Origin of the sequence: Actinomadura formosensis (genome assembly GCF_050948385.1) — a bacterium.
Lineage (GTDB): Bacteria > Actinomycetota > Actinomycetes > Streptosporangiales > Streptosporangiaceae > Spirillospora > Spirillospora formosensis.
Window position 1 is genome coordinate 4,607,522 of the sequence record NZ_CP192011.1, and the last position, 12,236, is coordinate 4,619,757.

Annotated in this window: 14 protein-coding genes; 8 read left to right on the forward strand and 6 right to left on the reverse strand. The window is 72.2% G+C overall.

What is annotated here, in order from left to right:
* Positions 1–250: 250 nt before the first annotated feature.
* A complete protein-coding gene (locus tag ACQP1N_RS21785; RefSeq protein WP_433226297.1) occupies positions 251–1,756 on the reverse strand; it encodes an amino acid adenylation domain-containing protein in 1,506 nt (501 codons plus the stop codon).
* 236 nt (positions 1,757–1,992) lie between these two features.
* On the opposite strand from ACQP1N_RS21785, the gene sbnA reads away from it, so the two are divergent.
* Together sbnA and sbnB are read left to right on the forward strand one after the other, a co-directional pair.
* On the forward strand, positions 1,993–2,982 hold the full coding sequence (gene sbnA / locus ACQP1N_RS21790; RefSeq protein WP_067800049.1) for a 2,3-diaminopropionate biosynthesis protein SbnA: 990 nt from the start codon (positions 1,993–1,995) through the stop codon (positions 2,980–2,982).
* A 27-nt stretch (positions 2,983–3,009) separates the two neighbouring features.
* Entirely contained in the window at positions 3,010–4,035 is a 1,026-nt protein-coding gene (gene sbnB / locus ACQP1N_RS21795) for a 2,3-diaminopropionate biosynthesis protein SbnB (RefSeq protein ID WP_433226299.1), read from the forward strand.
* A 59-nt stretch (positions 4,036–4,094) separates the two neighbouring features.
* On the opposite strand, the gene ACQP1N_RS21800 is transcribed toward sbnB, so the two are convergent.
* Complete coding sequence (locus ACQP1N_RS21800) at positions 4,095–4,676, reverse strand: Uma2 family endonuclease (protein ID WP_207394202.1); 582 nt, start codon at positions 4,674–4,676, stop codon at positions 4,095–4,097.
* 148 nt (positions 4,677–4,824) lie between these two features.
* Between ACQP1N_RS21800 and ACQP1N_RS21805 the strand changes: the two genes are divergently transcribed.
* A complete protein-coding gene (locus ACQP1N_RS21805) occupies positions 4,825–5,067 on the forward strand; it encodes a hypothetical protein (RefSeq protein ID WP_067800041.1) in 243 nt (80 codons plus the stop codon).
* 93 nt (positions 5,068–5,160) lie between these two features.
* A complete protein-coding gene (locus ACQP1N_RS21810; protein ID WP_067800039.1) occupies positions 5,161–6,258 on the forward strand; it encodes an acyl-CoA dehydrogenase family protein in 1,098 nt (365 codons plus the stop codon).
* Here ACQP1N_RS21810 and ACQP1N_RS21815 read toward each other — a convergent pair.
* Positions 6,233–6,643 (reverse strand): DUF2000 domain-containing protein, encoded by a 411-nt coding sequence (locus ACQP1N_RS21815; RefSeq protein WP_067800036.1) that lies wholly within the window; start codon positions 6,641–6,643, stop codon positions 6,233–6,235. The two genes, ACQP1N_RS21810 and ACQP1N_RS21815, sit on opposite strands and share 26 nt — an antisense overlap.
* A 64-nt stretch (positions 6,644–6,707) precedes the next feature.
* Between ACQP1N_RS21815 and ACQP1N_RS21820 the strand changes: the two genes are divergently transcribed.
* Both ACQP1N_RS21820 and ACQP1N_RS21825 read left to right on the forward strand, forming a co-directional pair.
* On the forward strand, positions 6,708–7,508 hold the full coding sequence (locus tag ACQP1N_RS21820) for an AraC family transcriptional regulator (RefSeq protein ID WP_433226302.1): 801 nt from the start codon (positions 6,708–6,710) through the stop codon (positions 7,506–7,508).
* A gap of 15 nt (positions 7,509–7,523) precedes the next feature.
* Entirely contained in the window at positions 7,524–8,522 is a 999-nt protein-coding gene (locus tag ACQP1N_RS21825; protein WP_433226304.1) for an ADP-ribosylglycohydrolase family protein, read from the forward strand.
* 11 nt (positions 8,523–8,533) lie between these two features.
* Here ACQP1N_RS21825 and ACQP1N_RS21830 read toward each other — a convergent pair whose 3' ends face one another.
* Together ACQP1N_RS21830 and ACQP1N_RS21835 are read right to left on the reverse strand one after the other, a co-directional pair.
* On the reverse strand, positions 8,534–8,953 hold the full coding sequence (locus ACQP1N_RS21830; protein WP_433226306.1) for a TIGR03668 family PPOX class F420-dependent oxidoreductase: 420 nt from the start codon (positions 8,951–8,953) through the stop codon (positions 8,534–8,536).
* Positions 8,954–8,978: 25 nt separating this feature from the next.
* Positions 8,979–9,644: a class II aldolase/adducin family protein gene (locus ACQP1N_RS21835; RefSeq protein ID WP_067800030.1), complete on the reverse strand. Its 666-nt coding sequence runs from the start codon at positions 9,642–9,644 to the stop codon at positions 8,979–8,981.
* Between the two features lie 71 nt (positions 9,645–9,715).
* On the opposite strand from ACQP1N_RS21835, the gene ACQP1N_RS21840 reads away from it, so the two are divergent.
* Positions 9,716–10,633: a carbohydrate kinase family protein gene (locus ACQP1N_RS21840; RefSeq protein ID WP_067800028.1), complete on the forward strand. Its 918-nt coding sequence runs from the start codon at positions 9,716–9,718 to the stop codon at positions 10,631–10,633.
* Positions 10,634–10,673: 40 nt separating this feature from the next.
* Here the strand turns inward: ACQP1N_RS21840 and ACQP1N_RS21845 are convergent, their stop codons facing one another.
* Positions 10,674–11,318 carry an ACT domain-containing protein gene (locus tag ACQP1N_RS21845; protein ID WP_067800027.1) on the reverse strand — a complete coding sequence of 215 codons (645 nt, stop codon included), beginning with the start codon at positions 11,316–11,318 and terminating at the stop codon, positions 10,674–10,676.
* 200 nt (positions 11,319–11,518) lie between these two features.
* Here ACQP1N_RS21845 and ACQP1N_RS21850 point away from each other — a divergent pair, with 200 nt between their 5' ends.
* Positions 11,519–12,235: a nucleotide exchange factor GrpE gene (locus ACQP1N_RS21850; RefSeq protein ID WP_433232782.1), complete on the forward strand. Its 717-nt coding sequence runs from the start codon at positions 11,519–11,521 to the stop codon at positions 12,233–12,235.
* The last annotated feature ends 1 nt before the right edge of the window (position 12,236 follow it).

Here is a 12,236-nt window from a genome sequence, read left to right on the forward strand (position 1 = left end):
AGCGCCGTCACTTTCCGCTTTCGACTGGAACCGCTCTCGACCCACGTTCTACTCAGGAGTAGCGGAGTCACAGTCAACCAGCCTGTCACATGCCTCGCAATCCCCTCGAAAGTAGAACTTGACCCGTCCCATTGCTAACGGGAGTGACAAAACGTCCGATGGGCGTCCCGGCACGGTCCGGCGGCGACGCCCGCCGGACGACAAAGGTTGACGACCGGATCGGGCCAATCTGATTACGGAGCGTGATATTTCAGCGGGACGGGTACTCGTGCACGACCACCGCGGCGGCCCCCACCGCCGGGTGCCGCTGGAGCACCGCCTCGATCTCGCCCAGTTCCATCCGCACCCCGGCGATCTTGACCTGGCGGTCGACGCGGCCCAGGTACTGCAGGGTGGGACGGTCCTCGCCGCCCGCGCCCGCCGGCAGCAGCTTCACCGCGTCGCCCGTCCGGTACAGGCGGCCGGTCGGCGACGAGGGGTCGAACGGGTCGCGGTAGAAGGCCTCGCGGGTCCGCTCGTCGTTGCCGAGGTAGCCGCGGCCGACGACGACCCCGCCGACGAACAGCTCACCGGTCTCGCCGATGTCGCAGGCCGCCCAGCCTCCGCCGTCGTCCTCGCGGAGCACGTACAGGCACGCGTTGACGATCGGGGTGCCGATCGGGAGGCGAAGAAGGCCCAGGTCACCGGCCGTCACGGTGTGGTGGGTGACGTCGTCGGAGCACTCGGTCGGGCCGTAGGCGTTGAGCAGCCGGGCGTGCGGCATCGCCTCCAGCCAGCGGCGCGACAGCTCGGCGGGCAGTTCTTCGCCCGTGGCGATCATCCACCGCAGACCGGTGAGCGAGCCGGGGGTCAGGTCGTCCAGCAGGTGCCTGACCATGGTCGGGACGAGCTCGACGACCGTGATGCCCTGCTCGTCCACCGCGCGGGCGAACGCGGCCGGGTCGTGCGCGACGCCGTCGCCGATCACGTCGATCCGGCCGCCGAGCAGCAGCGGGCACAGCATCTGCCAGATCGAGATGTCGAAGCCGAGCGGGGCGGTGAACGCGACGACGTCCGCACCGGTCAGCTCCAGGTCGATGATCTTCGCCCAGAGGTGGTTGAGCATGCCCCGGTGCTCGACGACCGCGCCCTTGGGACGGCCCGTGGAACCCGAGGTGAACAGGACGTACCGGGGCTGGTCGAGGGCGGCCAGGCGGGGTTCCCCCCGCCACGGTGCAAGGGTTGCGGCCCTGGCCGCCGCGACGACGCGGCACCCGGCCTCCGCGGCCCCCTCCAGCAGCGCCGGCGCGGTGGCTTCGTCCACGGTGACCAGCACGGACGCGCCCGCCTGGGCGAGGACGTCGCGGACGCGCCCGGCCGGCCAGGTCTCGTCCGCCGGCACGTACAGGGCGCCGATCAGCTCGATCGCGAGGAACGCGGCGATGACGGTGGCGCGGCGCTCGCCGCCGACGCCGACGACCGTGCCGGGCTCGACGCCCTCCGCCTCCAGCAGCGCGGCCAGGCGGCGGGCCTCGGCGGCCAGTTCGGCGTAGGACAGCGCGCGGTACCCGTCGGTCACGGCCGGACGATCGCGCTCGGCGGCGAACCGCTCCACCCGGGTGATGACCGGGTCGGCGAGGTCGACGTCCCGCTCACCGCGCATGCCGTGCCGTACGGCCAGCTCACGGGCCCGCTCGGCCTGCGCCGCGGGGACGTCCAGGGCGGGCAGCCCGGTCAGGGGGAGCAGCCGGTCCACGACGGGTCCGCGAGCACTCATCATTACTCTCCGCGATCTAGAACCACTCCGCTGTAACGGCAATACAAGCGGAGGCCATAGCTTATGTCCGGCGTTGACCAGAAGGCACCGCACATTGTGTACTACCGACCGGTAAGAAGGGGTTGCGGGGGGAAGATGGGCGCAGGTACGGTGATGCCTCGCCATGGCTCGGCGCGAAGCCCGCGGCGAACTCGGGGGAAGATGAGGGAATTGTTTCTTCATTTCAGGGTGGCAGCGTGCCGATAATCACCTCGCCGCAGGATTTCAATGTCGATGATCTTTACGTCGATCTGCGGCATGTCATCGACCGTCCGCTGTACCTCAAATGCGAGGGATTCAATTTTGCGGGGTCGGTGAAACTGAAGGCGGCCGCCGCGATGGTGGAGGCGGCCGAACGCGAGGGCGCGCTCACCGCGGACTCGATCATCGTCGAGTCCTCGTCCGGCAACCTCGGGATCGCGCTCAGCCTCATCGCCGCGAGCCGGGGACTGAGGTTCGTGTGCGTCACCGACCCGCGCTGCAACCCGGCGTCGATGCGGGTCATGCGGGCGCTCGGCGCCGAGGTCCGCGTCGTGTCCGCCAAGGACGCCAACGGCGGCTACCTCGGGGGCCGCATCAGCTACGTCCGGAACCTGTGCGAGTCGGACGGGCAGTACGTGTGGCTGAACCAGTACGCCAACCGCAACAACTGGCTGGCGCACTACCGCGGGACCGCGCCGGCGATCGACCGCGAGTTCCCTGACCTGGAGGTTCTCTTCGTCGGAGCCGGGACGACCGGCACCTTGATGGGCTGCGCGCGCTACTTCCGCGAACATGATCGTCCGGTCACGATCGTGGCGGTCGACGCGGTCGGCTCCGTCACGTTCGGCGGCATCCCCGAGCGGCGGATGGTGCCCGGCCTCGGCACCAGCAGCCGGCCCGCGCTGGTGGACGAATCGTTCATCGACGACGTCGTGCACGTCGCCGAGCCGGACACGATCCGGACCGTGCACGCGCTCGCGTCGCGGGGGTTCCTGTTCGGCGGCTCCACCGGCACCGTCGTGTCGGGCGCGGCGCGCTGGCTGGAGGCCAAGTACCCCGGCGAGGACCCGGTCGCGGTGGCCATCGCCCCCGATCTCGGCGAACGCTATCTGGACTCGATCTACGAGGAGGGCTGGCTGCGCGAGCACTTCGGCGACCTGCTGCCCGACCTCGATATCCCGGCCGCCGCTATTCTCGGCGCCTGATCATCTAGGAAATCGGAGTTTCGCACCATGAGCCAGGTCCCCGCTTTCGCCGTGATCTCCGGCGCCCAGGTCCACGACGCGGTCGCGGGGCGCGAGGCGGAGGTCACCCGGATGGTCGAGGCGGCCTACCGGCTGCACGGCGAGGGGCAGACCGTCAACCCGGACTCCTACTTCCTGCGGTTCCCGGACCGTCCGGCCGACCGGATCATCGCGCTGCCCGCCTCGGTCAAGGGCGACGTCGGCGTGCACGGCATCAAGTGGATCTCCAGCTTCCCCGGGAACGTCGCGAACGGCGTCCCGCGCGCGTCCGCCGTGCTGATCCTCAACGACGCCGAGACCGGCTACCCGTTCGCGTGCCTGGAGAGCTCGATCATCTCCGCCGCGCGCACCGCCGCGTCCGCCGCCCTCGCCGCCGCCGCCCTCGCCGATGCGCGCGGCGACCGCCCCCGCCGCATCGGCTTCGTCGGCGTGGGCCTCATCGCCCGCTACATCCACACCTACCTGGCGGGCAACGGCTTCACGTTCGACGAACTGGGCATTCACGACCTCTCCCGCGAGCACGCCGAGGGCTTCAAGGGCTACCTGGAGCGTTCGGAGAAGGGCGAGATCACGATCCACGAGTCGGCGGAGTCGCTGATCCGCGCTTCGGACCTGGTCGTCTTCGCGACCGTCGCCGGCGAACCCCACGTGACCGACCCGGCCTGGTTCACGCACAACCCCCTCGTCCTGCACGTGTCGCTGCGGGACCTCTCCCCCGAGATCATCCTGTCGTCGTACAACGTGGTGGACGACGTCGAGCACTGCATGAAGGCCAACACGTCCCCGCACCTGGCCGAGCAGCAGACCGGCCACCGCGACTTCGTCGCCGGCACCCTCTACGACGTCCTCACCGGCGCCACCACCCCGCCCGCCGACAAGCCGGTGGTCTTCTCCCCGTTCGGCCTCGGCGTCCTTGACCTGGCGGTGGCCCGCTACGTGTACGACCAGGTCGCGTCGTCAGGCGCCCTGCACACCGTCCCCGACTTCTTCCACGACCTCAAGCGCTACGGCTGACCCCATCCGGCCGGACGAACCCAGACGGTGGCCGGTGAAACCGGCCGCCCTCTGGCGTCTTAGACGAACTCGGACGTGTCCAGTTCGAACCCGAACGGCTCCGGGAGCGCCAAGCCCTTCCCGAAGGGCGCCCGGTCGATGCTCGTATAGTCCTTGCCGTCCGGCTGGCTGAACAGCACCGCTTGCTTCTCGTCCCGGTCCACCAGCAAGTACAGCGGGATCTCCGCCCGCGCGTATCCGTACCGCTTGGCCTCGCGATCAGGCCCCGGTTTCGAGGACGTCACTTCGACGACCATGGCGATGCCGTCCGGCTCCGACCACGAATCTTCGTTGTCGTAGACGTCCAGGTCGAGGGGGGCGAACGTACCGTCCGGGATGACGTAACTCGGGAGGCCGCCGTCGCCGGGCAGGACCAGGCCCATGTTGCCGGAGAAGTCGAACGCGGTCGAACTGCACAGCGTGACCTGGCGGTTGATCCTGGCCATGTTCCGCTCGTGCCTGCTGCCGGGGGGTGGTGACACGACGATCTCTCCGTCGATCAGTTCGGCTCGGAAGCCCTCCGGGGTGTCGAGGGCGAGGAAACCTTCCAGGACGACGTCATCGTCTCCGTGCGACAGAGGCTCATGAACCATCACAGTCATGCCCTGCTCCCTTCCTCGCGAGCGAGTCTGCGAACAGAGCGCCACCCTTCGCATACAGATCGTAGTAATCGGGCCTTCTGGTCTCAGCCTACGGTCCGAGTCCTCCCGCCGGGCAGATAGAAGCGGGCCGAGTGGGCACGGTCTGGGTATGGACGAGCGAGATGCCGGGCGCGGAGACGTCCAGGAGCTGACGGACTTCGAGCTGGCCGTGTACGAGACCGTGGCGGAGATCGACAAGGAGGGCGGGGCCGCCGACTTCGACACGCTCGGGCGGCTCGTCGGCGGGCCCGAGGAGGATCTGTGGGCCGCGCTCGGGCACCTGGTGGCGATCAACCACCTGCATTCGACCACGAAGGGGTACGTGCTCGGCCCGCACGACTGGGCGCCCTGACCGTCCCGGTGGCCGGGACGGCGCGCGGCCCGGCCGCGGGCGCGCGGCAGGATGGGTCCGCAAGCGTTGGGGTCACGTGCGGGAGGCCGCCGGATGAAGCTCGTCGTCACCGAGGAACAGCGGGAGCTGCGGGACGCGCTGCGGCGCTTCTTCGCCGACCGGTCCCCGTCCGCCGAAGTGCGGCGGCTGATGGAGACCGCCGAGGGCTACGACCCCGCGGTGTGGGCGCAGATGGCCGAGCAGCTCGGGCTGCAGGGCCTCGCGATCGCCGAGGAGCACGGCGGCGCCGGGTTCGGGATGCGGGAGCTGGCCATCGTGTTCGAGGAGATGGGGCGGGCGGTGGTGTGCGCGCCCTTCCTCGCGACGATCACAGCGGCGGCCGCCCTTGCGGCCGGCGAGGGCGGGCACGACCTGCTGGCCGGCATCGCGGACGGGTCGGCGGTCGCGACGCTGGCGGTGGCGGAGGACGGCGGGTCCTGGAACCTCGATGCCGTGCGGACCGCGTTCGAGGGCGGGACGCTGCGGGGCGTGAAGAACTTCGTCCTGGACGGGCATGTCGCCGATCTCGTGCTCGTGGCGGCGCGGGACGCCGATGGCGTCGGGGTCTACGCCGTGCAGGACGCGGCGCGGCTCGTCCGGCGGCCGCTGCCCACCGTCGACCAGACGCGGAAGCTGGCGCGGATCGAGTTCGACGGCGTCCCGGCCCGGAAGGTGGGGGGCGAGGACGCCCTGCTGCGGGCCCTGGACGTCGCGGCCGTGGCGCTGGCCGCCGAGCAGCTCGGCGGGGCGCAGCAGACGCTGGACATGACCGTCGAGTACGCCAAGGTGCGGCACCAGTTCGGGCGTCCGATCGGGTCGTTCCAGGCGATCAAGCACCGGTGCGCGGACATGTTCGTGCTGGTGGAGTCGGCGCGGTCGGCGGTGCTGAACGCGGCGGCCGTCGCGGACGAGAGCCCGGACGAGCTGCCCGCCGCCGCCGCGCTGGCGAAGGCGTACTGCTCGGACGCCTACCTCCACACCGCCGGCGAGGCCATCCAGCTGCACGGCGGCATCGGGTTCACGTGGGAGCACGACGCGCACCTGTACTTCAAGCGGGCGCAGGGGTCGCGGGAGCTGTTCGGGTCGCCGGACCGGCACCGCGAGCGGCTGGCGGCGCTCGCCGGGCTCACGGGTGCAGCCTCAACCCCTTGAGGACCTTGTCCACGCCGTTCCTCGGGCCGTGGACGGCGAAGCCGACCAGGGGCATCTCCTCGGCGGTGACGGCGCGGACGGTCTCCCGGTTGGCCTCGTCGTGGCCGGTCTTGAACATGTCCTCGATGTAGACGGCGATGTCCATGCCGCGTGCGAGAGCCCGGCCGTGGGCCGTGGAGATCGCTTCGGCGCCGGCCTCGTAGACCAGGACGGGCTGCCGGAACATCGCCAGGTACCGGTTGCCGGAGGCGTCCTCGTACGGCTCGCCGATGACGCCGGGCACGCCGCCCGCGACGGCACTGGCGAGGAACGCGGTCACGTTGAGCCGCTGCCACGCGGCCAGGTCGTCGCGGACCACGATCCCGATCTTGGTGTCGAAACGCATGCGGACGAGGATGCCGTGGACGGCGGCGGCCCGTCTTGAACGCTCGTGCGCCAGACTGGGACGCGTGGACTGGAGCCGGTACTGGCGGTCGCCCGACCGTCCCCTGGAGGCGATGCACGCCCACTTCGAGCGGCACGTGTACCACCGGCACAGCCACGAGACGTACTCGTTCGGCGTGACCGAGGACGGCTACCAGGCGTTCCGCTGCCGGGGCGGCGCCCACACCAGCGCGGCCGGGATGGTCATCGCGTTCAACCCCGACGACCCGCACGACGGGCACGCCGCCGACGAGCTGGGCTTCACGTACCGGATCGTGCACATCGGCCCGGAGCTGGTGTCCGATGTGCTGGCCGACATCGCGGGACGGACGGCCGGGCTGCCGCTCTTCGGCTCCCCCGTCGTCAGCGATCCCGTGCTGGCGCGGAACCTGCGCGGCCTGCACGCGGCGCTTCTCGGCACCGCCCCGGCCCTCCGGCGGGACGAGCTGCTGACCGCCACGGTCGGGGCGATGGTGCACCGGGCCGCGTCGAAGGGCGTGCGCGTCCCGTCCGTGACGGGTGCCGTCGAGCGGGCGCGGCGGCGGCTGGAGGAGTCCTTCCCGGACGACATCGGCGCCGACGAGCTGGCCGAGGCGGCGGGGTGCAGCCGGTTCGCGCTGTACCGGGGGTTCCGGCGGGCGTACGGGATGGCGCCGAGCGACTACCAGCGCCAGCTCCGGCTCCGCGCGGCCCGGCGCCTGCTCGCCGGGGGCGGTGCGATCGGGGACGTCGCGGCGCGTACCGGCTTCGCCGACCAGAGCCATCTGACGCGCTGGTTCATCCGCTGCTACGGAATGACTCCGGGCCGCTTCCAGCGCTCCGGTTGAGGAAGAATGCCCGCCATGAGACGGGCGAGCGGGGCGATGTTCGGGCTGGCGTACGGGGACGCGCTGGGCGCGCCCACCGAGTTCCTCACCATGGAGCAGATCCACCGGCGTTTCGGTGAGCATGGCCCCAGGGAACTGGAGGGTGACCCCGCGCTCGTCACCGATGACACGCAGATGACGATCGCGGTCGGGCTCGCCATGCTCGACGCGCTCGCGAATCCGCCGTTCACCCCCGACCTGATCACCCCGATGTGGCGGAGGCGGTTCATCGACTGGCTCAACAGCCCCGACAACGACCGGGCGCCCGGCAACACGTGCCTGCGCGCGTGCCGGAACCTCGAAGCCGGCATGCCCTGGGTGAGGGCGACCGTGGCGGGTTCCAAGGGCTGCGGCGCGAACATGCGGGTCGCGCCGGTCGGTCTCGCGCCCGGCCTGACGGACGAGACGCGGGCCGGCGCGTCCCAGCTCCAGGCGGCCCTCACCCACGGCCATCCGACCGGGCTGGCCGCCAGCGAGCTGACCGCGTTCGCCGTCCGGTGGCTGGCCGACGGGATGGCCCCGTCCGACCTGCCGGAGGCGCTCCGCGCCCGCTGCCACGAGCAGCGCACCGTCTACCACGGGCGCTGGCTCGGCGAGCTGTGGCGGCGGCCCGGCATGGACGCCGCCGAGACGTTCATCGCCCGGGGCTGGGACGAGTGCCTGGCCGTCCTCGACCGGCTGGACGAGGCCCTCGCACGCGGCGACCGCGCGTCCGACCCGTGCGAGATCACCGGCGCCGGCTGGGTCGCCGAGGAGGCGCTCGCCACCGGCCTGCTGTGCTTCCTGCTGTTCCCTGGCGAGCCGGTCGAGGCGATCCGGCGCGGCGCCGCCAGCTCCGGCGACTCCGACTCGATCGCCTGCCTGGCGGGGGCCTTCGCCGGCGCGCACCTCGGCATGGGCGCCTGGCCGGACGAGTGGTCCGCCCGCATCGAGTACGCCGGCGACCTCGCGAAGATGGGCCGGGCCTTCGACTAGCGGGCCTTCGGCTAGGACGCCGACCAGCCCGTCCACCCGTCGATGGTGATCGCGATGACCGGTCCTTCGGGTGGGTGCTCATGGTACTGGGGGTAGCGGTCCGCCAGGAGCCGGACGGGCTCGGCCGTCTTCGCCGGGTCCTCGACGATGTGCGCGTGGCCGTCCACGCGGACCCACCACAGGCGGTCCCAGTCGTCCTCGTAGTGGTCGGCGAGCAGCGCGACACGGGGGTTGGCGCGGATGTCGGCCAGCCGCCGCAGCTCCCGGGTGCTCTTCGGCTTGTGGTCGACGGCCGTGTAGACGCTGCCCCGGTGGACGGCGAACGTCACGGGGACGATACGGGGCCGCCCGTCCTCCCCCACGGTCGCCAGGCGCGCGACCGGGACCGTCGTCAGCAGCCGGCGCGCCTCGTCCGGCGAAAGCTTCGGCACCCCTTCACCCTCCCATGCGCGCCGGTCAGCGCTGACCGGCGCCCGGTTCCGCTCGCGGGAACTCCGGGGGCGTGAGGCCGCGCTCGACCACCTTCGCCAGTTCCCCGTCCGTCAGGATGCGCGGTTCGCCGATCATCTTGGCCCGCACGTAGACGCCGCACAGCCATTCCAGCAGCCGCGCGTTCTCGAACGCCTCGTCCAGGTCGCGCCCGATCGTGACGCCGCCGTGGTTGGCCATCAGCGCGGCGCGTTTGCCGCCGGCCATGGCGGCCCGGACGTTCTCCGCGAGTTCGGGCGTCCCGTAGGTGGCGTACCCGGCGACCTTCACCACGCCGCCCAGCAGCAGGGTGTTGTAGTGGATCGGCGGCAGCTCGGACATGGTCGTCGCCACGACGGCGCCGTAGGTCGAGTGCGTGTGGACGATCGCCGCGGCGGGGGTCGCCTCGTAGAGCGCGAGGTGCATGGGCGTCTCGGACGACGGGGCCCGATCCCCCTCGGCGAGCCGGCCCGACAGGTCCACGACCGGGCAGTCGGCGGGCTCCATCCGGTCGAGCATCATGCCGGCCGGGGTGACCGCGACGAGGTCTCCCGCCCGGACGCTGATGTTGCCGGACGCGCCCGTCACAAGGCCGGTGTCGGCCAGCCTGCGCCCGATGGACACCAGCTCATCCCGTTCGTCCCGCAGCAGCATGCGAATACCTCTCACGTTCTACCGTCGTCACCGCGTACGCTACGGCCCTGACGATCACGAAGGGGCGAGTCATGACCGTTGTCACTCTCGGTGCGCACATCCTGGACGTCCTCGCCCGCCCCGTCGAGGGCATCCCGGACGGGCAGGGCACCGTCGTCGTGGACGAGATCCGGGTGACCGCCGCGGGCGCCGCCGCCGGGACCGCGGTGGCCCTCGCCCGGCTCGGCAACGAGGTGATCTCGGTCGGCGCGATCGGAGACGACGACCTCGGCGACCTGCTCGTCACGATCATGGCCCGCAACGGCGTGGACGCGACCGGGCTCGTCCGGCGGACGGCCGACCAGACGAGCACGTCGATCCTGCCGATCCGCCCGGACGGCGGCCGGCCGAGCTTCCACGTCCCCGGCGCCAACCTGACCCTCACGACGGGCGCGGTCGGCCCGGGCCTGCTCGCCGCCGCGAGGTTCGTGCACCTCGGCGGGCCGGACGTCACGTTCGGGCTCAACGACCCGGCGTTCTTCGAGATGCTCGCCGCCGCCCGCCGGACCGGCACCGTCGTCACGATGGACCCGCTGTCCGCCATGCCCGACCTGCTGGCCGGCGCCGCCGCCTTCCTGCCCCATGTCGACCACTTCCTGCCGAACGAGGAGCAGGCCGCCGCGATGACCGGCGAGAGCGACCCGGAGAAGGCCGCCGCCGCGCTGCTCACGCAGGGCCCGCGCACGGTGATCGTCACGCTGGGCGCGGACGGCAGCCTGGTCGCGACCGCCGGGGAGGTCCACCGGCTGCCCGTCCCGCCGGTCGAGGTCGTCGACACCACCGGCTGCGGCGACGCGTACTGCGCCGGGTTCATCACCGGGCTCGCGCACGGGAAGGACGTTCTGGAGGCGGCGCGCTGGGGCACCGCGGCCGCGGCGACCGTCGCGCAGGGGCTCGGCTCCGACGCGTGCCTCACCGGCCTGGACGCGGTGCTCGCCCTGCTGAAGTGACGGCAGGGCCGAAGTGATGGCGAGTACGCCGGAGACCGGGTCAGCCGGCGGGCTGCCCGGCCGGGGCGCCGTGCAGCACGGCGTCGGCGGCGCCCGCGAGCTGCTCCAGCCGGAACACCTCCGTGCGGTGGAACGGCGGCGCGCCCGTGCGGGCGGCGACCAGCGCGACGGTGCCCCCGGCGAGCGGGCAGGCCGCGTACTGGGTGCCGTCCGGCGCGGTGAACGCGCGCGGGCGCAGCGGCAGCAGGCCGGGGAGGCCGGCCCCCGGCACGCCGCCGGCACTGGCGTGCACGAGCACCGCGCCCTCCTCGCCGCGCGGCTCGGCGAGGCCCGCCCAGTCGGCGCTCAGGATGGCCGGGACGGCGTCGGCGAGGATCTCCGCGCCGCGTTCCGGGAGGGCCGCGACCTGGCCGATCACGGCCGCGTCCGGGAAGGCGCCCAGCGGCTCGGCGGTCGGCCAGATACCGACGACGTCCACGCCCGGCACCGCCCCGAGACCCGCTACCAGCCGTTCGATGCCCGTCCCGGCGGGCCACACGACGGTGAAGTCGTCCATCGCCCGGCCGTTGCCGCGTTCCAGTACCGCCATCTGCACCACGTCGGCCCCTGCCGCGCCCAGGGTGCGGGCCACCTGGCCCAGCGATCCCGGGCGGTCCGGCAGCCGGACGCGTATCCGCAGCAACATCCCCGCCTCCCGTTCTTCGTGCGGATTCCCAGTTTCACCGAAGCGCGTTTCCCGGGTGTTACCCCGTTGTGTCGTCCCGGGAAAACGGCACCGCACGTCGGTGCTGGAATGACGGGGGCGAGTCAAACTAGAGTCCAGACGAGGTCATCAGCTGACCTATCGCACGCCTGCCGCCACGATTAAGGTAACTGCACGTGTCGATGGACGGGGAACCCCCAGTCAACGAGGACTCCGGAGCCGAGCCGGAGCCCGCCGCCACCGGGGACGCGGGGGACGAGGCGGCACAGGCCGCCGTGCCCGGCGCCCCCGGCGAGGCGGCGGCGTTCCGGGCGGAGATCAGGGAGGCCCTCGCCGGGCTCGTGACGCGGCTCGACCGCGAGCACGAGCGGGCCGCGCACCGCGAGGCCGTCATCGACCGGCTGCACGAGGAGAACCAGCGGCTGCGGCGCGGCGAGCTGCAGTCGATGCTGGAGCCCGTCCGCGCCGCGCTGTACCGGCTGCACGACCAGGCGCGCCGCGAGTCGGACCGGCTGTCGGCGCCCGGCCTCACCGACCCGCCCGACCTGCGGCGGACGGCGCTGCTGCTGACGGCCGTCGCCGACGATGTCGCGGACGCGCTGGCGCGGCTCGGCGTGGAGAGGTTCACGGTCGAGCCCGGCGCCCCCTACGACGCGTCCCGGCACCGTCCGGTCGCGGTCACGCCCGTCGCGGACCCGCTGCGGGACGGCACCGTCACCGCCGTCCAGTCCGACGGGTTCGAGCAGGGCGGGAAGGTGCTGCGCAAGGCCACCGTCAGCGTCGGGAAGCTCGACGGGAACGCGAACGGCACGGGGCCCGCCGTCAAGGCAGGGTCAAGTGGCCACGGCGAGGGGGGACGTGGCGACACGATGAACTCAGGACTCGGGACCGACAGGTGAG